We start from the raw sequence: 23,973 nt of genomic DNA on the forward strand, positions 1-23,973 counted from the left end.
CTTTTACAGGTATATCGAATGGCAGAAAACTAATACTAGTAGTGGAGGAGCCGCTTTGCTCCTCTAATATCCAAAGGGGTGCTGCCGATGAATAGATCTGCATGGATGTCCACGCTGATGAAATCGAATATACCTCAAAAAATGATGAAAATGTTCGGGTACAAACGTAAGAAAAATCGTTCCATTACGTATTCGGTAATGGGTGTTGTGGCAAGTGCTGCTACAGCGTATATTTTTCGGAATCGTATGGGAGATGGAATGAAGCAGCTTTTCCAGAGTTCCAACGCCGGAAAACCTTTCAATAATCCAGTGGCTGCAGGAATTACTGAATTCGCAAAAGAAATCACTGCCGGGTTAGATACTAATAAGACATACAGTACAACTGGTTTCCATTCGACAACCTCGACAAACCCAGAAAGCAGCCAGATGATTAACCAAATTGCTTCAGCTGCCAAGGAAACAGGAAATAGCCAGCAAGTTGATCACTTGTCAAATCAGTTAATTAAGCGAAACCTATAATACCTGCAAGAAACAAAAGTCCCGCTGTTGTTTTACAGCGGGACATTTTTGTTTCACAAAAAAAATATTATTGGTCAAATCCTGAGAAAAAACATTGTTCATTCAATTAATTAGTTCTTTTATCCCTTGTTAATATGAAATGCTGGGTAAAATGTTTGAGTTGGAAAAATTACAACAAGATTAAGCTTATATTTCAGCAATGTAACAAAAAAAGATTTAAATAGGAAAAAAGAGCCTTTAAACCCTGCAAATTATAGGTTTTGGCTCTTTTTTGCCATGTAAACGGTATTTTTACCAGAGGAAAACTATTCCTCACAAACCAATATTTATAGATTCAAAACTAGTTTAGGAAACTCTACTATTAATTTGTAATCGAAATCAAAGGAGTTGCTCTAACATGAAAAAACAGCTTTTAACGGTGGCTGCAACAGCCGGGATTTTATTTACATCATTCAATGGTTCTGCAAGTGCTCATGATAAATTACACACAGTACAATCTGGAGATTCTTTATGGAAGCTTTCAAACATCTACAATGTTGCTATAAATGATATTCAACAATGGAATAATCTATCAAGCTCAACCATCTATGTAAATCAAAATCTATCAGTGATAGCACCGCATAGTCACACCACAAGTGCAAATTCAAGTACAAGCACATCTAGTGCTACTTATGTCGTGAAGTCAGGCGATACGTTATGGGGAATATCAAAATCATATGGAATGTCCATTAGCGGACTAAAATCATTGAACGGACTTAAATCGGATGTGATTTATCCTGGACAAAAATTAAATGTATCTGGAACTGCCGCTTCAACGGCAACAACAGCTACAACAGCACCAACTAGCTCATCCAGCACGTATACAGTCCGTAGCGGTGACAATTTGTCAACGATTGCTGCTCGCCATAATTTATCGCTATCACAATTAATGTCTATGAATAATCTAAAATCTGATCTTATCTTCCCTGGTCAGACATTGAAGCTCTCAGGTTCAGCTTTAACACTAGTTGCTACTAATGTGTCATCAGCAAACACTCCAGTGATGGCTACATATGGTTCTACATCTAAGGTGAACTCATTAATTGCTGAGTCCAAAAAGTATATTGGAGTCCCTTATGTTTGGGCAGGGAGCACTCCTGCAGGGTTTGATTGTTCAGGATACTTAAACTATGCATTTGGCAAAGTCGGAATTTCAATCCCGAGGACTGTCGCGTCCATTTGGGATGCTACAACACCTGTCTCTTCACCAAGTGCAGGAGACCTAGTGTTCTTTGAGACGTATAAGCAAGGTCCATCCCATGCAGGTATTTACCTAGGCGATGGTAAGTTTATTCATGCAGGCTCTTCAAGAGGAGTTGAAATTAGTGATATGAATAATTCCTATTGGAAACCACGTTACCTGGGAGCAAAAACAACATTTTAATCTTTGTTTTTAAATCTTTACCCAGCAGTAGCATTAATTAAACCTCCTAACTGGAGGTTTTTTTAACTTTTTATATTAATAGCACTTTATTTGCATTTCACCTATAAAGCACAGCTTTTAATTTGTAAACCACTTTATATATAGCGTATAATCCAATTAAAATCTTATTTACTAACGTGCAAGTGTTAGGATGTAGAACATCTTGGATGAAAATAATTTGTACATAGTGAATTCTGGTGAGTTTAATTATTTGGAGGCATAAAAAGTGAGAATTCCTATACTAAAGTTAAAAGATTATTTATTAGTTTCAATTCAAGTAGAACTTGATGATCAGACAGTATTGACTTTTCAGGAAGACTTGTTGAATAAAATTAAAGATACGGGAGCAAAAGGTGTTGTAATCGATTTAACTTCAGTCGATATGATTGATTCGTTCATTGCAAAAGTATTGGGCGATGTAATAGTAATGACAAGCCTGATGGGCACAAAAGCTGTCCTTACAGGTATCCAGCCGGCAGTCGCTATTACTTTAATAGAGCTTGGCATAACAATGGAAAATGTCCATACTGCACTGGATCTTGAACAAGGAATTTCGATATTAAGCCAATTGTTAGAGGGTTAGCCAAATGACAGAACCGATTAATATTAATAATGAATTTGATATAGTACTTGCCCGTCAGAAAGGGAGAGAGGTTTCAAAGGATCTCCAATTTGGTGGCGTTGACCAGGCAAGGATAACGACAGCGATTTCTGAGCTCGCAAGAAATATATATTTATATGCGGGCAGCGGCCAGATTACTATTGACGTCTTAGAAGAGAACGGAAGAAAAGGGATTCGGATTGCTGCTGCTGATAATGGTCCAGGCATAAATGATATAAGAATGGTTTTGCAGGATGGTTATTCAACTTCAGGCGGTCTTGGTGCAGGTCTTCCAGGAGTTAAAAGGTTAATGGACAGTTTTGATATTGATTCTATGCCGGGAATTGGCACGAAAATAACGATTACAAAGTGGGCAAGATAAAGGGTAATGGCATGGAGCTTAATAAAATACATCACGTCGCCATTATCTGTTCAAATTATGAAAGGTCAAAAGAGTTTTATACTAAAGTTCTTGGCTTGAAGATCATCTCAGAGATCTACAGAGAAGAACGAAGGTCTTATAAATTGGATTTAAGTGTTGGAAGTCTTTATCAAATCGAATTGTTCTCTTTCCCGGACGTTCCAGCACGACCTAGTTACCCTGAGGCTGCGGGTCTCAGGCATCTCGCTTTCACTGTGAAAAATCTTTCCTCATATAAAAATTATCTTGAAAAGCAAGGTGTGGAAGTGGAGCCATTCAGGATAGATCCACTGACTCATAAGCAATTTACATTCTTTTCCGATCCTGATGGATTACCAATTGAATTATATGAAGAGTAAAGAATAATATCCACTGTTTCGGTCCGCGAATAAATTTGTACTGCATTGTAGTTCAAGTCAGTTGATTTCAGATGTCTTAATTGTCTTGGTGAATAATTCAGTACTCAATTTTAATACCATTCTGATGTCAATCTCCCACAAGATAACAAAAAAGGATGTTCAGCGACAAAAGCTGAACATCCTTTTCCATATTTTAAAAGAGCCATTGCTCTTGAACTTGCTTTCGTGCCATCTCCAGGATTTCCTCGTCAGATGTTTCACGATCAGCAATCACATTGGTTAAATAATTTTTCCCCTTTAAGTCTACAGTTACTGTAATTTCTCTCATAATACATTTTCCTTTCCTCTTGTTCTACATGCTATTTGTTAAGATCCTTTATTATCCTAATTACCATATAAACCGTTAATGTAAACCTGATGGACTTGCAGAATCTGAGTAAATTTAGTTGTTAAGTTGCAAATGCATGCTGAATATCAACATGAAATGTCAATCAAATGTTTGTTGAATATCGCTTTAATACAAAGTCATAGGAGGAAAAGTTCCCTGACCATCATATACTTCGTGTCTGCGGGTTTGGGCATATTCCTTACAGGGAAAAGTATAAATACTAATGCTAAGGAGGGAAATGCTTCATGGATAATTCAAAAAATGACCCGCAAAGCTTGGTTGAATACGAACGAGAAAAACTTGGTGAAGATGAAAAGATAGATGAATTCAAGGATCAAGGAAGAGTTCCGGATCAACAAAATAGATTAAAGGACAAGGAAAACATGAGAAAATAACAACAAAACAAGCCGGAGATTATTCCGGCTTATTTTATTGTTGCATTTGATAGGAAAAAAGTTTCCATTTTAAGCAGGGGATTATTCGCTTGTGGTTGAATATATATTATGGAAATATAGAGATTTAGAAAAGGGGAACAAGATTTGAATGCACATAATGCTGACCGTGCCGGGAGTTTGCTGATCACAGTAGCGGTTATCCTGCTCTTCGCATCTGTACCAATTGGGATTTTTATCGTATCTTTTATTCACAATTCAGTTTACCTGGATCGTTCACACTGGTTTTTTGATAGCCCGATGTCATCATATATATCGATGGTTGCGGTGTTTTTGATTATTCCTGTGTTACTGATCATCATGGCGATTTACCTTTTTAAAACTGATGAGTCCACAAAGAGAAGTTTCCATATTTTTATTGCCGCTATATTTACCCTGTTGATTATGGCTGCAGGTGGTTACTTAAGTATTGACAATTATTATTATATGGACAAGAATGGCTTGTATTATGATGAGCTGTGGAAATTAGAACAAACCGAATATTCATGGGATGAAATTACCGAGATGAAACAAATTAACAAAAAAGAGGGTGGTACCTTAACACCAGATAAAGTCATATTCACCTATGATGATAATAAAATTGAATTGCCATTGACTCCGAAACTTAGAAACGAAATTGACCCAGTTATCACTTATATCGAGAATACAAAAGGAGTTCAACTGGTGATGGAGAATATCACTACAGATGAAGAATAGTCACAAACCCTTCCAACAAATTGTTGGAAGGGTTTTTTTGATATTCCATCATTTCGGTGAATTGAAATGAGCAGCCTTTATCTTTTAGACCTTTGAAGAACATACTGGAAGCCGTATGCGAGAATAGCATATGAATAAATAATACTGAAAAAATGAAATGGTTTCAGTTTTTCTAATTGATATATGCCCATCTTCTCAAAAAGCTTTGTGGTGGGAAAAGCTAATAAGTAATCGATCACAAGATTAACTCCTAAATACTGCCAAATATTACCGTAGTCCAAGCGGAACACCCAGAGGTTTGTAACTAAAAAGGAACCAAGAGTAAAACTAAGATCATTGAAAATTCGCGTTTTAATGCCACCTGAGACTTTCCATAATCTATATGGGTGTGACAATACCAATAATATTGAAACTAAAGCTGTAACAAACATCGTGACAGGAAGAAACTGCTTTAATACACGTTTAGGATATAACAATAATGTTGACCAAGATATTAGCAGCATACACAGCCTGAAAATATTATGTAACATGGCTGCTCCTTTCTTTAATTAATTTAATCTTTTAGACTGCATAATGTATAGTTTCTCCACATTTACAAAATATAATAATATAGTCTGGAAAAGTTATTGTTGTTTTAATCGAATAGTTATGATAATTTAGCCCGCACACATGACTTATGTCCGGTTAAGGAGAAGTTTGCCATGATCAATGAAGAGGAAAAGTTAATCTTTTTAAAAGAACTCGGACGTTTGATTGATGATTATAAAAGATGTTGTGATGACGAATATCAAGAACAGATTTATGAAGATATTATGCATTTAATTAATGTCATAAACTGAGAATCAATAGGGTGACCTTTTACTTACTGCTTCGTTAATAGAAGCAGTTTTTTTCTATACAAAAAATTCCTGAAAAGGTATCATAGTAAAAGCAGGGAGAATTATATGTATCGGGGGGTGGGATTTTGGAAACATCTAGGGTCGTGGAGCTGGAGAGAAAAATTCAAGAATATGAGACGATTATTTCTGAAATGTCCGCGCCAATCATACCTTCTATTGTTCCTCAGACCATACTGGTACCTATAACCGGACTAATCCGAGCAGAGCGCTTTGATAAAATACGCGAAAAAGTTCTTCACTTTATCAAAAATAAAGATATCGAAACAGCAATTATAGACCTAACTGATATAAGTGGTGAAAGAATTGAGGATGTATGCCTTGAAGAAATAGGCAGGGAGCTTCATGAGTTGGCTTCTGCTATTTCATTGATGGGTGTCAAAACGTTATTTGTAGGAATGAATCCGGAATTGGTCAAGCGGATGGTCCTTGATGGAATAAAATTAGAAGCACAGTCTTTTTCAACCTTTCAATCAGCCTTAAAGCATTTGATGAAGCAAAAGGGCATGGAATTCAGGCTAATCTCTGAATAAGAATAACCCGCCAGGCATTTTCCTGGCGGGTTTACTTCAGAGGTGCAAACAAGTAAAACACAAAGCAAATCGCACGGATTTTCACATTGAAACTCACTGTGCGATTTTTCGTGTTATATCAATGTATTTTTGTAATTTAACCATTCACAAGTCATTTCACATGGACGGAAATAATTATTGGTGGGTATGTGATTTTGTAGTGATTTGGTAAGTGGATGTTATGGTAATTGTGAAGGTGTTTGGATATTTAAGTTAAAATTGTAATAAGACGATCGAAGACCTTGTGAAATAATGTACTAAAAGTAACGAGACAGGTTAATAAAGGCAAATTTGAGATGCCAACAAGACTTAAAATAACCGGAGATTCTCCGGGTTAGAGTGAAGAATATGGCTCGGTTGGGTGAAAATAAGCGGAGAATTTCCGATTAAATGGTTCAAAATTGTCCATTTGCCTGTTTTTTAAGTCGATAGTCGAAAATTTCTCCGGCTATTTGAGCTATTTTTAAAGCTTTTTCGAAATTAAGGGGAATTTCTCCGCTTATCAACTCACCGCTGCTTCCCTTAACCGTGACCGGGCTGTGCGTGGAAGAAAAAAGTATTCTTGAATAACCACGGACCGCTAATTGAACTATTGGGTGCTTTAGCACAATAAGATAATATAAAAAAAGGCTTAGCCTTTTTGTATTGTGAATAGTGTGTTGAAATCGGTGCGAATTAATATGTGATTTGCCGTTTTGCACCTCACAAATAAACCCGTTTATTCTTATGATAGTTTACTTCTCGGGTTCAGAAGGAGTAGAAATTTCTTCTAAAGCTTGTCCTGCTTCATCATCTAGCGTATGCGTGACAGCAAGGTCTCCCAATGAAACAATTCCAATCATCTTTCCGTCTTCAACGATTGGCAGCCTGCGGATTTGTACGTCTGTCATCAAGTCTGCTGCTTCCTCGGCACTCATATGGACGGTTCCCCTCACAGGATCTGTTGTCATTACCTCGGATATGGGTGATTCCATTGAAGTGTTATCAGCAACAGCTTTCAGGATAATATCTCTGTCAGTAACAAGACCTGTCAGTTGGTCATTCTCACAAATCGGCATGACCCCAACATCTAGATCCCTCATTTTTGCTGCTACCTCGTGAATTGGTGTGTCGGGACTGCAATATTCTACGTCTCTAGTCATTACTTTTTCGATATTCATACTATATTCCTCCTTTATTAAGTGTATATAGAAGAATTACCCGAATGCTATCAAGGAGAAACTGTTAGTTTTTTGAAGATTGTGTTGTTAAAATATGATTAAATAAGAAATATCCAATGGAATGAGGGGAAATCATGATAGATTTAAGAAGTGATACAGTCACAAAACCCACTGAAGAAATGCGTAAAGCCATGTACTCTGCCGAGGTGGGTGATGATGTTTATAAAGAGGATCCAACAGTCAGGAAATTAGAGGAAACAGCAGCCGAAATACTTGGCAAGGAATCGGCCTTGTACGTTACTAGCGGGACACAAGGAAACCAAATAGCTGTCTTAACCCATTGCCGTCCAGGACAGGAGTTGCTGTTGGAGGAAGAATCCCATATCTTTTATTATGAATCAGGAGCGGTTGCTGCCCTTGCTGGAGTCCAGACCAGAACCATTCCAGGGAAAAGGGGAGCAATGGATCCACAGGATGTTTTCAATGCAATTCGTACTGAAGATATCCATTATCCTGAAACAGGACTTATCTGTTTGGAGAATACTCACAACCGCGCAGGAGGAGCAGTCGTCTCTGTCGAAAATATGAGCGCAATCTATAGTATTGCCCAAGCTAATAAAGTGCCTGTCCATTTAGATGGTGCCAGATTGTTCAATGCCGCATCAGCTGCAGATGTTGATGTGAAGGAATTTGCTAAAAACACAGATACAGTTCAAATATGTCTTTCAAAGGGATTAGGAGCACCAGTAGGCTCGATCATAGCTGGTAATACTGAATTTATCACAGCTGCACGCAAATGGAGGAAGCGCCTTGGTGGCGGCCTGAGACAGGCAGGTGTCATTGCTGCACCAAGTTTAATAGCTTTGACAAAGATGAAAGATAGACTTGGAGAAGATCAATGGAATGCAAGGGTTTTGGCTGAAGCCATTCAATCGATCTCAGGAATTAAGCTTGCCAGGCAGCCGGAAACAAATATAGTGGTTGCAGATGTAGAAGGATTGAACATCACTTCTGAGGTTTTTGTCGAAAGGCTGCGTTCTGAAGGAGTCATCTCTGGTGCGTTTGGTCCCACTTATGTACGCTTTGTAACCCATTATGATGTAACGAAAGATCAGATTCAGGATGCAATCGCAGCAATTGCGAAGGCAGCAAGAAAATAAGACGAAAGCTGGATGACTTCCATCCAGCTTTATTCTTTTGTTCAAAAATATTAAAATGATAGGTTTTCGCGCAGCCTGCTGTTAATCGTGCTAAAAAGGTGAAGTAGCTTTTTTGCCTGTACATAGGTAACATCTAGATATCCATGAATCCCAGCGTATTATTAGTCTGACCAGCCTCTGGGTTGTCATAATAATTTCCCAACCTCTTAGCGTAAATCATCGAATCTATCAGATTATACCAATTTCACTCTTTCATTGTTTTTTAGTATATTATTTACAAATTTTAGAAAGCTTTGCTTAACAATCAATCTTCCATTTCTACTATGTAGGTAGTAAATTTGTATGGTTACTATTAGAAATGTATAATTGGACTATGTTTTAAAAGGGGATAGGGGGAAATGGAGTATGTATATCGTTCATTCAACTGTGAACATACCAGAAGGCAAGGTTGATGAAGTGATTGGCATCTACCAAAAAAGATCAAGATTGGTAGATGATTATGAAGGATTCATTTCCTTTCATTTGCTGCAAAATGAACAGAGCCCATCAGAGTTGACCGTTCAAATCAGCTGGGATACAAAGGAAAATTATATAAAGTATATTACGAGTGACGCATATAAGAAAGTTCATGAACTTGAGAAGAATTATCCAGACCAGGAGCTAGCATCAATTCGTCCAAGTGTCGGACGATACAAGGTGGTAGCCGAATGAATCATTTACTAATCCATTCAATTATCGAAGAAGTTACCGATGGAATTTATAGGGATTATCCTATCTTGTTAGAAAAATATGGAGAACGAGGTAAGCTAAAATGTAAAGAGGACAATGAGCATCATCTAAAGTATCTCCAAACCGCTGCAAGAATGAATGAGGAGAAATACTTCGTTGATTATGCCCATTGGCTTAATGGCATTCTTACCTCAAGAGGCATGAAAACAGAGCATCTAGTTGATAATTTCCAGAGATTGATCATCGCTTTTGAAAAGTCGGATGACGACAAAACTTCTAGAGTATTTATCAGTATGCTTGAAGGCGCGATTAATTCATTATCAGATGAGGCAATAATAAATGAATGAGGTGAGGTGACATGGAAAAGGCAATAAAGCTGTCGCAGCTTTTACTAGAAGGTGATCAGGATGCATCCTGGGAACTGATAGAAGATGAGAGCAAGGCCTCGAGAGACAGCTTATACATTTATGAAAACCTCATTACTCCTGCAATGAGGCATATCGGTCACTTATGGGAAACCAACAAAATCACAGTCGCTGATGAACATTTGGCAACTTCGACTTGTGATTATGTAATGGCACGGTATAATTGGCAACATGGAAAAGACAAGCAAGTATTACCTAATGGGAAAAAAGCAATGTTTCTTTGTGTTGAACAAGAACAGCATTACCTTGACCTTAAAATGGTTAGCCAGCTGTTCAGTGAATATGGTTGGGAAACTAAATACCATGGTCCGAACCTTCCGCTGGAATACGTTAAAAAAGCAGCAGAAGAGTGGAAACCGGATGCTATTTGCCTGTCTTTTTCAATCCTTTACCATGCAGAACAACTTCGTCCTTATATAAAAGAATTAGAAGAACTTCCAACCCATCCAGTTGTTATTATTGGAGGACGTTTGTTAAGTCAGTATGAATTTAAACGATATGGTTCGGAACGGACACTTTTCCTAAAGAACCTTGAAGATATAAAAGATTGGCTTGACCGTAATCAGCATGGAGTGAAATCAAATGTCGGATCTTAAATATTTGCCACAGCCATATTTTTTAGTAGACCGTGAATATAATATCCATGATTTTTCTCAAGTAAGCTCAGAAATATTTTATATAAGTAAAAACTTTCTTGATCTTGTGGACCGGGAAAGCCAAGGCAAAACAAAGAATATTTTGGGAAATAAGGAAAGCAGGGCAGAAGGCGAATTAACCATGATAACCAAAAATTCGCCATATGCCCTGTTTGACATAAGTGTAAATTGGAATGGAGATAGCGGTCATATCATTTGTATTGAAAAAGACCATCGCCTGATGGAATTAGAAAGTATGGTTGATAAACACCGGAAACGGCTGTCAGACACTAATCTAGAACTGCTTGAAAAAAAAGAGTTGGTTGAAAAAACACTTTTTGAGATTAAAAGTCTTTCTTGCCCATTCATAAAGTTAACCAATAGCACTGCATTGGTGCCTCTTTTTGGAAACCTGGATGTTGAACTAATTCGCCAAAATGAACAGAGGGTATTGGAAAAATCACAAGAGGGGGACTATAAAGAGGTTCTGTTTGATTTTAATGGAGTTGGAAATTTAACAATCGAAGGAGTAGAAGCCTTCGTTTCATTGGTTAATGAACTCCAGTTGATGGGACTTCAGCCATGTATAATCGGAATAAAGCCGAATCATGCCTTTTACCTTAATAACTCAAAAGCGGTTCCTGATGTGCCTTTTTTGAATACTCTAAGCAAAGCACTTAATAAACAGTTTTAGGAAAAACACTCCGATAATTTTTACGGAGTGTTTTTTTTGTTTTATGGGTCATTGTTTCTATTATTACTTTCTAAAGCTGACGGTTTCCCAATATGTATTGATCATAATTTACCAGTGCTTTTTTACCGAATTAGTACTATTTACAACCATAAAATAAAATTCATATAAGGAAGGAATCTGTTGAAAATGAATTAACGATTATACTGGGAAATTGTGTTTCAATTGGAAATGTAATTAGTAATTAAATTCCAAATCAGCGCCGGTACTAGTTTTCTGCCGCTTATTTTTCCCAACCAGAAAGGCCCGGTTAACAGTTGATATTGGCTGAAAATTTAAAATATACTTAATCCTGCAGCCGATATGCTGTAAAATTTTCAAAGGCGAGAGGAGCAAAAGAATGAAGAAGAAGAGAATACTCGGATCCGCTGTACTTAGTTTAGCAATGGGTGTTTCGATGTTTGCTACAGGGGCTTTTGGAGCAGGAGTGCAAGAAAGCCAGGATACTTATCGAGTTTTAATTAAGGGTCCGAGTGCAGAAAAAGCAAAAGTGAAAGAACAGTTTGGCAAGCGATGGGACTTTGGGAATCAGGGGTTTACAACTGAAGTAAACAGCAATCAATATCAGGCATTGTTAAAGAACAAAAATATTGAAGTATCTCAGGTTGAAACCTACACAGTTGAGGCTCGTGTTGAAGGAAAAGGGAAAGGCAAAGGGGATTACACTGTCCAGGCATCGTATCCTTCTGACCAGACACCATGGGGAATCCAGGCAATATATAACGACAATAATATTCAGTACACGACCGGAGGAGACGGCATTAAAGTGGCTGTCCTTGATACTGGTATAAATAGCAGCCACATTGACTTAACCGATAATGTAGAACAATGTAAAGACTTTACACAAAGTTCACCTTTAGTTAACGGAACATGTACCGACAGACAGGGACATGGAACACATGTTGCCGGAACAGCTGTCGCAAATGGAGGCTATGACGGAGCCGGTGTCTATGGTGTAGCACCACAAGCTGAACTTTGGGGCTATAAAGTACTAGGCGACAACGGTTCAGGTTACTCGGATGATATTGCGGGTGCGATTCGTCATGCTGCTGATGAGGGAGCTCGTACGGGGTCAAAAGTGGTCATCAATATGTCACTTGGTTCAAGCAGCAAGGATTCGATGATAGCAAGCGCAGTTGATTATGCATACAGTAAAGGTGTTCTTGTGGTAGCAGCTGCAGGCAACAGCGGTCCATACTCAAACACTATTGGCTACCCTGGCGCATTGACAAATGCCATCGCTGTTGCATCACTTGACAACGCATTCGTTAATGGAACTCATAGGGTATCCAGCTTCTCTTCTCGCGGAAACCCTAATACAGATGGCGACTACTATATCCAGGAAAAAGATGTTGAAGTTTCTGCTCCTGGCGGTGGAATTTACTCAACTGCAGTAGATGGAAATTACACGACAATGAGTGGTACTTCCATGGCAACTCCACATATTGCAGGTCTTGCAGCGAAGCTTTGGTCTTCTAACAAGTCATGGAGCAACTCTCAGCTTCGTTCTGAAATCCAAAGACGCGCAAAGCTATACGACATCAAAGGTGGAACAGGAGCAGCTACTGGCGATGATTATGCATCAGGTTTCGGCTTCCCACGCGTAAAATAATCGAATCTAACAAAATTGCCAGCCATCCGGGTTGATTGATTCGGGTGGCTTTATTTAATAAATTGTTGTATTATATGAAGAAATAATTTATAAAATATAGAATTTTTAAAAAATAGTACTTTCGGACTGTTTAAAACATCTGAAAAGATGGTAGATTAAAAGAAAACGGATGGTGAACGTATGCAGTTTGGACCACTCATTAAATTCTATAGGATCCAGCAAGGTCTGACACAGAAGGAACTGGCAAATGGTATATGTTCAGTTCCTCATTTAAGCAAGATCGAAAGCAACTCCAAGGAAGGCAATGAAGAAACAATGGGCCTATTGCTCGAAAGGCTTGGGGTCAACCTTTCATCTATTACGGAAAATGAGGGACAAATCAAACAATTAGTGGCTGATTTGAATGAAAAAATTGACTATTACTTAAATGATGAAGCTGACGTTGTAATGGAAAAACTAAAGGAGTTTGAAAGTATTATTCCATTTACTACAAATCTACATACATATGAACTTGCAAAATATAGGTATTTAGTTTTTAAGGAACTGTTAGATGACGCACAAAAACAGTATGACCTTTTAAACAAACAGAAGAATATATTTTCCCAACCTCAGTTGGCTTTATTTTCCTATCTTTATGCTGTATGTTTATTAAAGAAGGGAATATATAAAAAAGCAGATCACTTATTAGGTTCAATTGGTAAAGATTCTAAGATTGACATTTCAAGTGGTGAATTATTTTACCATCGAGCAATCGCTAAGACAACTTTAGAGGAGCCAGGTTATGCTATTTATTACGGAAAGCTTGCATTGCAAGAGTTCATGGAAGATCATAACTTTAAACGAATACTCCACGCAATGATGTTACTAGGAATTAATTATACTCACTCAAAAATTTACGAAGAAGCTCAAGAATGTTTTAAACATTTAATCAGAAATGCAGAGTTATTAAAAGAAACTAAACTGCTTCCGGAGATTTATCACAACATGGGTTACTTGCAAAAAAAATTACACCATTACGAAGATGCGATATTGTTTTTTGAGAAGAGTAAATCTTTACAAACCAACCAAAATACCCATTATTTAATCACAACTTACTCTATTGGAGAGATTTATTTAGCGTTGAGAAGTGAAGAAAAGGCTAGAGAAGCGTTTCAAGAGGTTTATGAACTATCAAAGATGTTAAGTAATCGTAAATATAAAATACTTTCAAACTATTACTTAATGAATCTTGAATCCCCAGAGAAGTCGCTTGCCTATACAGAATCGAAAGTAATACCTTATTTAGAAGAGAGTGACGGAAAAAGTGAAGAGTTAATTGGATTTTACAAATTGCTGTCAAACCACTATCAAAAGATAGGCAGGTTTGATCAAGCGGTAAAATATATTGAAAAAATTAATTAATGGAGGAATGAAAATGAAAAAGAAATTAGTTGCTTTCCTTTCAACAATTACAATGGCTTTAGGAGTTTTAGTGGCTGGCATGCCGCCAATTTTGCCTCCAATCTAAATAAATATATAAAAAAGGCCCTTTAGGGTCTTTTTTGTTTCTTGATAAGTTATTTTTTCAAGAAGCAGCAAAATTACACGAAATTTCCTAAATATATTAAAAACTCTACAACTTGGGAAAGTTTTCATGATGTTAAACTACCCCCAGAACCCTCATATAATAAACGAACTATTTCCACGAAGCGGACATCTATTGGGTCCTGCTGAAAAATATGAGGAGGTTCGGTATGGGAAGAATTAGCATGGATATTGACGAGCTGTTGGAAGAGACTATGGAAATCTCTGATGAAGATTTGAGCTTTAAACTGAACCCGATTGAGATTGACAAATTACTTGAAAATACACGCCATTGGTAAATGATATAAATCCGTTCCAGGATTCACTGGAACGGATTTTTTATTTTATATGGATGAATCAGAACGTATGTACTATACTTAATGTAAGTATTTAACTTATGGGCCAGGTGAGCAGATGGAGAATCAAGTCAGGATACCAGTAAGAACTTTAGCTGAGTATGTTTATAAAAGTGGGAGTATTGTATCTGGGTTCAGGACAACCTCTTCTTTTACCGAAGGCTCACGGATTCATCGTGAAGTCCAGAAAACATATAGTGAACACGATCAAAGTGAAGTGTTTTTAAAAACTGAAATAAAGTATGAAGGCCTTATTTTTAACATTGAGGGCCGATGTGACGGGCTTCTTGTAAATGGGGACAGTACTACCATAGATGAAATCAAGTCAACCTCTTTGAACCTTGACCTTATCGATGAGGAGACGAATCTTGCCCACTGGGCCCAGGCCGAGTGTTATGGATATATGTACATGAAGGACCAAAACCTAGACATTATCAATATTCAACTAACTTATGTGCAGAAAACTTCTGGTGATATAAAAAGGTTTATTAGAACTAGGACTTATGGTGAGTTAAAGAAAGTCATGATGAACATGGTCTCTGCATTTGCGCCTTATGCTAGGTTGCGACTAGAGAATGAGTTGAAGAGGGACCAAAGCATTAAAGAGTTAAAATTTCCTTTTGATCAATACCGTATTGGTCAGAGACAGCTTGCTGGTTCGGTATACAAAACCATCCAGGAGGGTAAGACGATTTTTGCTAACGCTCCTACAGGCATCGGGAAAACCATTTCAACGATTTTTCCTTCTGTCAAAGCAATCGGTGAGGGACACTTGCGAAAGCTTTTTTACCTGACTGCCAAAACAACTACGAGGCAAACAGCAGAGGAGGCGTTCAGTCAACTATTCGCCAATGGCCTTCACATGAAGGTTGTAAGTATAACAGCAAAGGACAAAGTCTGCTTTACTGAACAAGGGATTTGCAACAATGAGCATTGTGAGTTTGCGGACGGCTATTATGACAGAATAAACGAAGCAGTACTCGATATATTGCATAATGAAAACACTTTAGACAGGCTTTGTATTGAAAAATACGCCTACAAGCATAGCGTCTGCCCATTCGAATTTTCACTGGACCTTGCATACGCGGCTGACACAGTTATTTGTGATTATAATTATATATTTGACCCAAAAGTTTCGTTAAAGCGTTTGATTGATGACCATAAAAAGGAAACTGTCCTTCTTGTTGACGAGGCTCACAACCTGGTTGACAGAGGCAGGGAGATGTTTTCATCCACCTTGGAAAAAGCACCATTCTTGCAGCTTAAAAGGGAGTATAGAGGGAGAAGTAAAGGAATTTATGAGATTACAAAGCAGGTAAATGACTACTTTATCAATATAAGGAAACAAGCTGAACCGTCTAAAACGGTTGAGTTTAAGGAACCACTGGGAGAGTTTAATCAGTTGGTGTTGGAATTTATTGACCATGCTGAAAAAGAATTGCTCAGAGAGAGTCCGGGGAATTCGGATGTATTGCTTGAAGCCTATTTCGCGGCGCAGAACTGGCAAAGAATTAGCAAGCTATTTGATGAAAGGTTCATTTTATATGCAGAGGTTGGGAGGAATGAGGTTAAATTAAAGCAATTTTGCCTTGACCCCTCCTATCTAATTAAATACGCAGGTAAGAATTTCAAATCCCGTATCTACTTTTCGGCGACGTTGAGTCCAATCGGTTATTATATGGATATGTTGGGCGGGGAAAAGGAGGATTATGTTCTTGGTATTCCTTCTCCTTTTTCGAGTAAACAATCGCAAATAAAAATTCAATCTTTATCCACAAGATTTAAAGATAGAGATGACTCCATTAAGCCAATAGTAAAAACATTGTCTGAAACCATTGAGGAGAAGCCAGGCAACTACTTAATATTCTTTCCGTCCTATTTGTATCTTAATTCAGTGTTAGAAGAATGGAACCATGGCAATCCCGGTATACCAACAATCGTTCAGGGTGCAGGAATGACAGATGTCCAACGTGAAGAATTTCTGGAATCCTTCAAACCAGGTAGATCGGGTTCCCTTGTGGGTTTTGCTGTCCTAGGAGGTGTTTTTTCAGAAGGAGTGGATTTAAAGGGTGATCGCCTGAATGGGGTAATTGTCGTGGGTGTGGGTCTGCCACAGATAGGGTTTGAACGTGATTTAATCAAGCAGCATTTTTCCCTTACAGGTAAAAATGGCTATGATTACGCCTATGTTTATCCAGGTATGAACAAAGTGCTCCAGGCTGGTGGCAGACTCATACGGTCAGAAAAGGATACTGGCACGATTGTTTTGATTGATGACCGGTATTTACAGCATAAATATCAAAATCTGTTGCCCGATATATGGAAGGGCTATACGATTTTTTAAAGAAACACCCTGCTTATACTAACGGGTTTACTTCAGAGGTGCAAACAAGTAAAACACATAGCAAATCGCACGGATTTTCACATTGAAATTCACCGTGCGATTTTTCGTGTTATATCAATGTATTTTTGTAATTTAACCATTCACAAGTCATTTCACATGGACGGAAATAATTATTGGTGGGTATGTGATTTTGTAGTGATTTGGTAAGTGGATGTTATGGTAATTGTGAAGGTGTTTGGATATTTAAGTTAAAATTGTAATAAGACGATCGAAGACCTTGTGAAATAATGTACTTAAAGTATCGAGACAGGTTAGTGAAGGCAAATTTGAGGTCCCAACAAGACTTAAAATAACCGGAGATTCTCCGGTTAGAGTGAAGAATATGGCTCCGTTGGGTGAAAATAAGCGGAGAATTTCCGATTAAATGGTTCAAAATTGTCCATTTGCCTTTTTTTTTGAGTCGATAGTCGGATTTTCTCCGGCTATTTGAGCTATTTTTAAAGCTTTTACGAAATTAAGGGGAATTTCTCCGCTTATCAACTCGCCGCTGCTTCCCTTAACAGTGACCGGGCTGTGCGTGGCAGAAAAAGTATTCTTGAATAACCACAGACCGCTAATTGAACTCCCTCAGTTAGATACGATTATCTCTCGAATACTCACTTATTCGCAGGATTTCAAATCACTTGAAAGAATAGTAGGGGATTGATTGAATGAGTTTGAACATTATGGCTACAAGAAGGCGTACTTTAATAAAGGATTTAATGCTAAATCCAATGATTTCCATATAATGCACGTTTTCTCCACGCTACCCTTGGAGGTTTTCACTCCCATGTCTCAACGGGTCAAATGCCCTCTCATTCCTTCGTTACACCTATCCAAGTGGTAGAGGCCGGTCTTTCTATAGGAACGGGTCGGAGCCCTTTTGTTCAATAAATCCGGTACTCGTACTTTCTTTGAGTCCTGCGAATAAGTCAGTATTCGAAAGGTATTAAATCTAAAGTGTTTCTTTAATTATCAACTAAACGTTAGGCAGCTATTGGTGAAATCGATTGGATCTTCTCGGAACGATAAGAATCATTCTTTCTGGCCATTCCTACTAATACTCTGGCGAGTTTATGGATTAATTTCATTATTGATTTCATTTTCTTCATCTTCTTCACATTAACATTATTGGCGTGCAGCTCTTTAAAATCAGGGTTGTTCATGACAAGACTCATTGTCGCTAAATACAAAAACCGCCGTAAACGAGATCTGCCACGCTTAGAAAGGACAATTTGTCCTTTCCATTTACCTGAACTGGCCTCTGAAAGATGTAATCCAGCATGGCGCAATAGAGAATTACCATGCGCAAAACCACTGAGGTCACCTGATTCTCCAAGAATGCCTGCAATTGCAATTTCACTAATTCCTTTGATGGCAAGCAACTTTCTTGCGAAAGGAATTTGTTTAAGTAGGGAAGTGACTTCTTGTTCAACTCGTTCAAGTTGCACAGTGGCTAAATCAAACTCTTCAATTAACTGTTCCAAGTGTAGTTTATAAGCATCGAGTGCTTGTCGAGTGCCGACTGAATGCACAGCTAATTCAATTAACGCTTGTGCTTTTTTTATCCCAGGTTGTCTTTTCATTTGGGATTTCCAGCCTTCAACGATATCAACTGCTTTCATTGAGCGAAGTTCAAGTGGTGTCGGGAATAGGCGAAGAGTCGCCATAGCTCCTTTGCCTTTAACATCTTTGAATACCTGTCGAAGTTCTGGAAAAACAATATCGACCCAACGGTTGATTTGATTGATGGCACTAACAAGTCTCTTAACCGTCATATCACGGTTAGACATTAAAACTCTTAGTTTTTCAAAGGTCTCAGAACTATGATGAATAAAGGAATAATAACCATTCTTGACCATATCAGCGATGACGAGAGCATCTTTTTTATCACTTTTCGATCGGCTATTATCACGGTTTTCTTTATTCTTTTTGACGAGATGAGGGTTAACAGTTACTGCTTCAATGTCTTGGTCATAAAGCCATTTTGAAAGGTTAATCCAGTAATGTCCTGTAGGTTCCATACCAACGATAGTGGAAGCAAATCCTCTTAAGGTTTTTAACTGGTTTATCCACTCTAGTAATTTAGCAAAACCTTCTTCATTATTTTCAAATGTAATTGGATCTCCGACTATTATTCCACGGAAATTCACAGCTCTAGCTACGTGTAATTCTTGTGCAATATCCACACCAACCACAAGGTGGCTATCTGAAATTCTTTCTATTAGTTGATTTTGTTTGTCCTGCATTTTAAACTTCATAGTAAGGGTTCCTCCTAGGGTTTTGAGTTAGAGTGGTGTCTATACTCATATCTTACTGAGGAACCTTATTTTTTTCAAAGTTGAGAATTAGCTCTCTACAGGAATTCTATTGGGTGCTTTAGCACAATAAGATAATATGAAAAAAGGCTTAGCCTTTTTGTATTGTGAATAGTGTGGTGGAATCGGTGCGAATTAATATCTGATTTTGTCTTTGATTTGCCGTTTTGCACCTCACAAGTAAACCCGTTATGCTTATACAGGGTGTTTCTTGTTTTACAGGTTTTTTGGAGATTTAAAGTCAAATTGGCGAAACTTCAGTTTAAGGAATAAGAACGGCATCAAAGGGGTGTACGTCTATTACTGAAATTGATTTCTGCTGAACACAAACAAAATGGGATATCAGAAAGAAATTCCATTTGAGAAATTTAAATAAATGATAACCATTTCATTAAAAGTTGCTAATTTCAGTTATTACCTTTTTCAGTACATCGATTGAATCAACTGGTCGATCTGCGTAGTTGAGAGCATGTTCAGTTCCAGGCAATAAAAGTGTCTGCATATTTGCCTTTTGTCTAAGTTTATCGAATCTTTCAGATATAAAACATGGATCTTGATCACCTATGATGCAAAGACCATTTTGCGATGATGAAAGCATCTTATCCATAACAAAATCCAACTGAAGGAGCGGGGTAAGCCAGACGATCTTGGCATCCTTAAAATCCATAGTATTAATTAGTGAAGACAATGCAATGGTTCCTAGCGATTTCCCAATCAATGTATAATCTTTGTATCGCAGTTCATTAAGAATTTGATCAAGTACAGAGTTTACATCTTGTGTGATTTGTTTTATTTCTTCCTCTAAGGTTAAAGCTTCCGATTGATCAGTATTATAATCATAATTAATATGAAGGACATCAAAACCTTCATTTAAGAAAAGTCCGGTTGAATAATGGAATAGTGGACCCTGGACAGTATACCCTCTTCCAGGCAGCATGACTGCGAGGGCATATGCTTGCTTATTTTGTTTGATCAACTGGTATGGTACGGGCTGGCTGTTGTAACCAGCGGCGGTATCTTTAATAAAAGTGTACATTTTCATGACTCCTTAAAAGTTTTCTTTATTATACATGAATTTTCAGAATTTGAGTTTAGAAAAATATATTTGACACTGACGCTGTGTCATAGTTTACGCTTTAAATGTGGAGGTGATCGAGATGTATAAAGTAAAAGAAGTTGCGGAGATATCTGGAGTAAGTGTACGTACTCTGCATCATTATGATCGTATTGGTTTGCTCAAACCAGAGAAGGTTTCTCCGGCTGGATACCGACTTTATTCAAACGAAAATCTGGAGCGCCTTCAACAAATCTTAGTTTTCAAGGAAATGGATTTTTCTCTTCATGAAATCAAGGATTTCATTGATGGGCCAGAGTTCAACCGCAAAGAAAATCTTAAAAAGCATAAAGAATTGCTTTTAACAAAAAAAATGCGCCTTTAAAAGATCATTCGGACAGTAGAAATGACAATTAATTCAATAGAAGGAGGGTATCAGATGGGTAATAAGGATATGTTCAAAGGTTTTGATATGAAGGAAATCGAAGAACATCAGAAGAAATATAGTCAGGAAGCAAAGGAAAGATACGGTAAAGAGAGTGTCGAAAAAGTAGAAAGGAGGACCGCGGGATATTCTTCTGAAGACTGGCAAAGAATCCAGAATAAGACAGATGAAATTTATAAACGGATCATGGCCGGAATGGACCAGGGCCCAGAAGAACCGGGGGGTACAGCGTGCAGTAGCAGATTGGCGTCAGTTGATTACAGATCATTATTATGATTGCACGCTGGAAATATTTCGCGGTCTAGGGGATTTATATGTCAATGATCCACGGTTTACAAAAAATATAGATAAATACCAACAAGGACTATCTGCATTCTTTAAAGAAGCTATTCATTATTATTGTGATCAGCAAGAAAAATAAATCAATTTATCAAGTTCGGAAAGCAGCCAATTGACATTGGTTGTTTTTTTATTGTCATAATGAAACATATCTCCACTGCCACCGTATATAGATAAAGCTCGTTTCTTCTTTTATAGTGTTTTACGAATCTTTAAAAGGTGAATGAGGGTATTACTAGTACGAAGGAGGTTTGTTATGAAAAAGTTTTTCAAAAGAATTAGGCTTGTATTTAAAGTGAAGAGGTTCTTCCCCTTTTTAATAGAGTTTTTTACCTCTAAAATGGTTCCAGTAAAGCAAAAAATAATTTCAGTTGGACTGATCATAGGGTATTTTCTGTTGCCATTCGATATCATCCCCGACTTCCTTACCTTGATAGGTGTTGTTGATGATGTAGGTGTGCTGCTAATCATTTTTCAGCAAATTATAAAAATGGCTCCGTCTGAGTTAAAGGAAAAGCACAAGCTGGAATAATATGAAGCGATGGAAAAGTGGATGAGTAGAATAATCACGGTAAAGTTCCTATGAGTCATGATTTTTGAGATAATACAATAAGTAAAAAGGCTTTCCACGGAAAGCCTTTTTTTACTGAATGGGCAGCCCCGACAAGCGCTGGAGGGCCGACCGGTGAAGTCGCCCTTTGACTTCATTGGGCGGCTTTTCTTATTATGCCATTATATATTGGTCTTCAAGAAAACCTGTCTTATCCTGTACAATTGAATCTACTTCGGAACCTTCAAGTGTTTCTTTCTTTAGCAATTCATCTACTAGTCGTTCGAATTGAGTCTGGTGGGCATTTATGATTATTTCGGACTTTTCTAGAGCGTCATCGAAAAGCTCTTGCATTTTTGTTTCCTTTAACCCTTTGCTAAAAGTAAGTGAGAAACCTTCCTGAAGCAAACCGGTGTCAACCATTTGTTCAATGATTTGTTTAGCTTGTTGGACATCACCGCTTACCCCGATACTGTGCTCACCTAGAATCATCCTCTCAGCGACACCACCAGCAAGAATCATGGCAATCCGGTCAATCAAATCGCTGTGAGTGGACAAGTGAAGCTCTTTTGGAATTGGAGCCACATAACCTAGTGCCTGTCCCCGAGGAATAATCGTTGCTTTACGGACTGAACCAGGTTTAGTGACTGCTGATACAAGAGCATGTCCTGCCTCATGGATTGCTACCCTGCGCTTTGTGTTGGTATCCTGAAGCGTGCGGGACGTGCTTCCGAGTATTGTTCGGTCTAGAGCATAATCGATATCACTCTTCGAAATGAAATCCTGCCCATTCCTTAACGCCCGTCTACTTGCAGTTTCAAACAATGAATGCAGCTCTGCGCCTGAGAATCCAGAAGTACTTTCTGCCAGGTCATCTAATGATGCGACAACATTGTCAGAAAGGTTTTTACCTTTAATATGGATATCGATGATTTCTCTTCTACCTTTCGTATCAGGAAGAGGGACGTTAAATGAGAAATCGATACGGCCAGGGCGCAGGAAAGCATCATCAAGCATGTCTTTTCTGTTTGTTGCAGCAATGAATAGAATGCCATCGTTGGAATGTCCACCGTCAAGCTGAACAAGAAGCTCTGTTAGTGTCTTTTCACCCTCTTCACCGCCATGAGGCTTCCGCTTGCCTGCAAGAGCATCGACTTCATCGATGAAAATCACAGCCGGACCTTGCTTACGGGCACTTTGAAATAGGCTTCGGACACGAGATGCACCTACACCGATGAACATTTCATTAAATGCAGATCCGCTCGCTGAGAAGAAATTGGCATTCAATTCACGGGCAATAGCTTGAGCAAGTAATGTTTTACCAGTGCCTGGAGGTCCGTATAACAGAATCCCCTTTGGAGGCTTAATGCCCATCTTTGATGATTTATCTGGATTTTTCAAGATTGAAAGAGTCTGGATGATTTCCTCTTTCATTTCTTCTTGCAATCCACCTACATCTGCTAAGGTAATGGTAGGCAGGGGATTAGGCTTTGATAAACTGTTTTTCATTCGATTGCCTGCGCCAATACCACCTGTTTTCTTCTGGATCACGAACGCAGTACCCATCAATAGCAACAACACTCCGCCTAGAATCCATGCGCCATACTTACTATTGTTCATATATTCATAGTTTATATTATATTTCTCTACTAATTTCTCAACCATCTGGCTGCCAGGAGGAACTTGGGAAACAAATGTTGAATCTGGTGTCTCGAGTACAAGAGTTCCATCCATTTTTTCGATAAGTGTTGCTTCGCCACCATTTAAGTTCTCAATAGACTTGACAAGTGAAGAAAATGGGACGGATACCTTATCATCGGTACTTTGAACAACAAATGTCGCTGCTAACGTGGTTATAACCATAAACGCCGCAAAATACGGAAGGATCTTAGAAACAAACTTCGGATTTGAATTCATAGTTTCAGCTCCTTAATTAATTCTAAATACCATTATAAGTAATATCCTAACGTTATGAATAGGTAATTTGTATGACTCCTGATGGTAAATAAATGAAATTAATAGGAATGATGTTTAGAATTGTTGTTAAAACGGGTATAAAGCCGTTTTTTGTCTATGTTGTTGGGAAAATTTATGTGGACAAATTGTGACATTTATCTTAAATGGAAA

At 38.0% G+C, this 23,973-nt stretch carries 24 protein-coding genes and 1 pseudogene; 20 read left to right on the forward strand and 5 right to left on the reverse strand.

Annotated elements, in window-relative coordinates; translation table 11 throughout:
- The first annotated feature begins 87 nt into the window (after nucleotides 1-87).
- The 5 genes from LC048_RS08545 to gloA2 all read left to right on the forward strand — a co-directional run bounded on the left by LC048_RS08545 (nucleotide 88) and on the right by gloA2 (nucleotide 3,362).
- Nucleotides 88-519 (forward strand): hypothetical protein, encoded by a 432-nt coding sequence (locus LC048_RS08545; protein WP_226604322.1) that lies wholly within the window; start codon nucleotides 88-90, stop codon nucleotides 517-519.
- Between the two features lie 397 nt (nucleotides 520-916).
- On the forward strand, nucleotides 917-1,942 hold the full coding sequence (locus tag LC048_RS08550) for a C40 family peptidase (RefSeq protein ID WP_226604319.1): 1,026 nt from the start codon (nucleotides 917-919) through the stop codon (nucleotides 1,940-1,942).
- Nucleotides 1,943-2,207: 265 nt separating this feature from the next.
- Complete coding sequence (locus LC048_RS08555) at nucleotides 2,208-2,564, forward strand: STAS domain-containing protein (RefSeq protein ID WP_041965776.1); 357 nt, start codon at nucleotides 2,208-2,210, stop codon at nucleotides 2,562-2,564.
- Nucleotides 2,565-2,568: 4 nt separating this feature from the next.
- The gene (locus LC048_RS08560) at nucleotides 2,569-2,964 is read left to right on the forward strand and encodes an anti-sigma regulatory factor (RefSeq protein ID WP_226604316.1); all 396 of its coding nucleotides are present in this window, start codon (nucleotides 2,569-2,571) and stop codon (nucleotides 2,962-2,964) included.
- 11 nt (nucleotides 2,965-2,975) lie between these two features.
- Nucleotides 2,976-3,362, forward strand: coding sequence for an SMU1112c/YaeR family gloxylase I-like metalloprotein (gloA2, locus tag LC048_RS08565; protein WP_226604314.1), 387 nt, complete (start codon nucleotides 2,976-2,978; stop codon nucleotides 3,360-3,362).
- Nucleotides 3,363-3,555: 193 nt separating this feature from the next.
- Here the strand turns inward: gloA2 and LC048_RS08570 are convergent, their stop codons facing one another.
- A complete protein-coding gene (locus tag LC048_RS08570) occupies nucleotides 3,556-3,690 on the reverse strand; it encodes a BA3454 family stress response protein (RefSeq protein ID WP_226604312.1) in 135 nt (44 codons plus the stop codon).
- A 305-nt stretch (nucleotides 3,691-3,995) separates the two neighbouring features.
- On the opposite strand from LC048_RS08570, the gene LC048_RS08575 reads away from it, so the two are divergent.
- From LC048_RS08575 to LC048_RS08590, 4 genes are all read left to right on the forward strand, one after another.
- Entirely contained in the window at nucleotides 3,996-4,145 is a 150-nt protein-coding gene (locus tag LC048_RS08575; protein ID WP_226604309.1) for a hypothetical protein, read from the forward strand.
- A 144-nt stretch (nucleotides 4,146-4,289) separates the two neighbouring features.
- Nucleotides 4,290-4,898: a hypothetical protein gene (locus tag LC048_RS08580; protein WP_226604307.1), complete on the forward strand. Its 609-nt coding sequence runs from the start codon at nucleotides 4,290-4,292 to the stop codon at nucleotides 4,896-4,898.
- A 701-nt stretch (nucleotides 4,899-5,599) separates the two neighbouring features.
- Nucleotides 5,600-5,737, forward strand: coding sequence for a hypothetical protein (locus tag LC048_RS08585; RefSeq protein ID WP_023614008.1), 138 nt, complete (start codon nucleotides 5,600-5,602; stop codon nucleotides 5,735-5,737).
- A 125-nt stretch (nucleotides 5,738-5,862) separates the two neighbouring features.
- Entirely contained in the window at nucleotides 5,863-6,327 is a 465-nt protein-coding gene (locus tag LC048_RS08590) for an STAS domain-containing protein (RefSeq protein WP_226604304.1), read from the forward strand.
- 773 nt (nucleotides 6,328-7,100) lie between these two features.
- On the opposite strand, the gene LC048_RS08595 is transcribed toward LC048_RS08590, so the two are convergent.
- On the reverse strand, nucleotides 7,101-7,526 hold the full coding sequence (locus LC048_RS08595) for a CBS domain-containing protein (protein ID WP_226604302.1): 426 nt from the start codon (nucleotides 7,524-7,526) through the stop codon (nucleotides 7,101-7,103).
- 134 nt (nucleotides 7,527-7,660) lie between these two features.
- Here LC048_RS08595 and LC048_RS08600 point away from each other — a divergent pair, with 134 nt between their 5' ends.
- The 9 genes from LC048_RS08600 (at nucleotide 7,661) to LC048_RS08640 (ending at nucleotide 17,101) form a co-directional block, all read left to right on the forward strand.
- Nucleotides 7,661-8,686: a threonine aldolase family protein gene (locus LC048_RS08600; RefSeq protein WP_226604299.1), complete on the forward strand. Its 1,026-nt coding sequence runs from the start codon at nucleotides 7,661-7,663 to the stop codon at nucleotides 8,684-8,686.
- Between the two features lie 405 nt (nucleotides 8,687-9,091).
- Nucleotides 9,092-9,397, forward strand: coding sequence for an antibiotic biosynthesis monooxygenase family protein (locus LC048_RS08605; protein WP_226604296.1), 306 nt, complete (start codon nucleotides 9,092-9,094; stop codon nucleotides 9,395-9,397).
- Nucleotides 9,394-9,762, forward strand: a complete 369-nt coding sequence (locus tag LC048_RS08610) for a hypothetical protein (RefSeq protein ID WP_226604293.1) — start codon at nucleotides 9,394-9,396, stop codon at nucleotides 9,760-9,762. Before LC048_RS08605 ends, LC048_RS08610 begins: the two co-directional genes overlap by 4 nt.
- 11 nt (nucleotides 9,763-9,773) lie before the next feature.
- A complete protein-coding gene (locus LC048_RS08615; RefSeq protein ID WP_306049988.1) occupies nucleotides 9,774-10,436 on the forward strand; it encodes a cobalamin B12-binding domain-containing protein in 663 nt (220 codons plus the stop codon).
- Nucleotides 10,423-11,169 (forward strand): STAS domain-containing protein, encoded by a 747-nt coding sequence (locus LC048_RS08620; protein WP_226604288.1) that lies wholly within the window; start codon nucleotides 10,423-10,425, stop codon nucleotides 11,167-11,169. The genes LC048_RS08615 and LC048_RS08620 overlap by 14 nt, the downstream gene beginning before the upstream one ends.
- Before the next feature lie 397 nt (nucleotides 11,170-11,566).
- Entirely contained in the window at nucleotides 11,567-12,838 is a 1,272-nt protein-coding gene (locus tag LC048_RS08625; protein WP_226604285.1) for a S8 family peptidase, read from the forward strand.
- A gap of 180 nt (nucleotides 12,839-13,018) precedes the next feature.
- Complete coding sequence (locus LC048_RS08630; protein WP_226604282.1) at nucleotides 13,019-14,239, forward strand: helix-turn-helix domain-containing protein; 1,221 nt, start codon at nucleotides 13,019-13,021, stop codon at nucleotides 14,237-14,239.
- A gap of 332 nt (nucleotides 14,240-14,571) precedes the next feature.
- Nucleotides 14,572-14,700, forward strand: coding sequence for a hypothetical protein (locus tag LC048_RS08635; protein WP_264188498.1), 129 nt, complete (start codon nucleotides 14,572-14,574; stop codon nucleotides 14,698-14,700).
- 115 nt (nucleotides 14,701-14,815) lie between these two features.
- Complete coding sequence (locus tag LC048_RS08640) at nucleotides 14,816-17,101, forward strand: helicase C-terminal domain-containing protein (RefSeq protein WP_226604279.1); 2,286 nt, start codon at nucleotides 14,816-14,818, stop codon at nucleotides 17,099-17,101.
- Nucleotides 17,102-18,126: 1,025 nt separating this feature from the next.
- Here the strand turns inward: LC048_RS08640 and LC048_RS08645 are convergent.
- Entirely contained in the window at nucleotides 18,127-19,401 is a 1,275-nt protein-coding gene (locus LC048_RS08645) for an IS110 family RNA-guided transposase (RefSeq protein ID WP_226607967.1), read from the reverse strand.
- Nucleotides 19,402-19,849: 448 nt separating this feature from the next.
- Nucleotides 19,850-20,494, reverse strand: coding sequence for an alpha/beta hydrolase (locus LC048_RS08650; protein WP_226607479.1), 645 nt, complete (start codon nucleotides 20,492-20,494; stop codon nucleotides 19,850-19,852).
- Between the two features lie 121 nt (nucleotides 20,495-20,615).
- Here LC048_RS08650 and LC048_RS08655 point away from each other — a divergent pair.
- A pseudogene (locus tag LC048_RS08655) lies at nucleotides 20,616-21,378 on the forward strand (MerR family transcriptional regulator).
- 174 nt (nucleotides 21,379-21,552) lie between these two features.
- The gene (locus LC048_RS08660; protein ID WP_226607477.1) at nucleotides 21,553-21,828 is read left to right on the forward strand and encodes a YkvA family protein; all 276 of its coding nucleotides are present in this window, start codon (nucleotides 21,553-21,555) and stop codon (nucleotides 21,826-21,828) included.
- A 192-nt stretch (nucleotides 21,829-22,020) separates the two neighbouring features.
- On the opposite strand, the gene LC048_RS08665 is transcribed toward LC048_RS08660, so the two are convergent.
- Entirely contained in the window at nucleotides 22,021-23,763 is a 1,743-nt protein-coding gene (locus tag LC048_RS08665) for an AAA family ATPase (protein ID WP_226607475.1), read from the reverse strand.
- Between the last annotated feature and the right edge of the window lie 210 nt (nucleotides 23,764-23,973).

This window comes from Mesobacillus subterraneus (genome assembly GCF_020524355.2).
GTDB lineage: Bacteria > Bacillota > Bacilli > Bacillales > Cytobacillaceae > Mesobacillus > Mesobacillus subterraneus_C.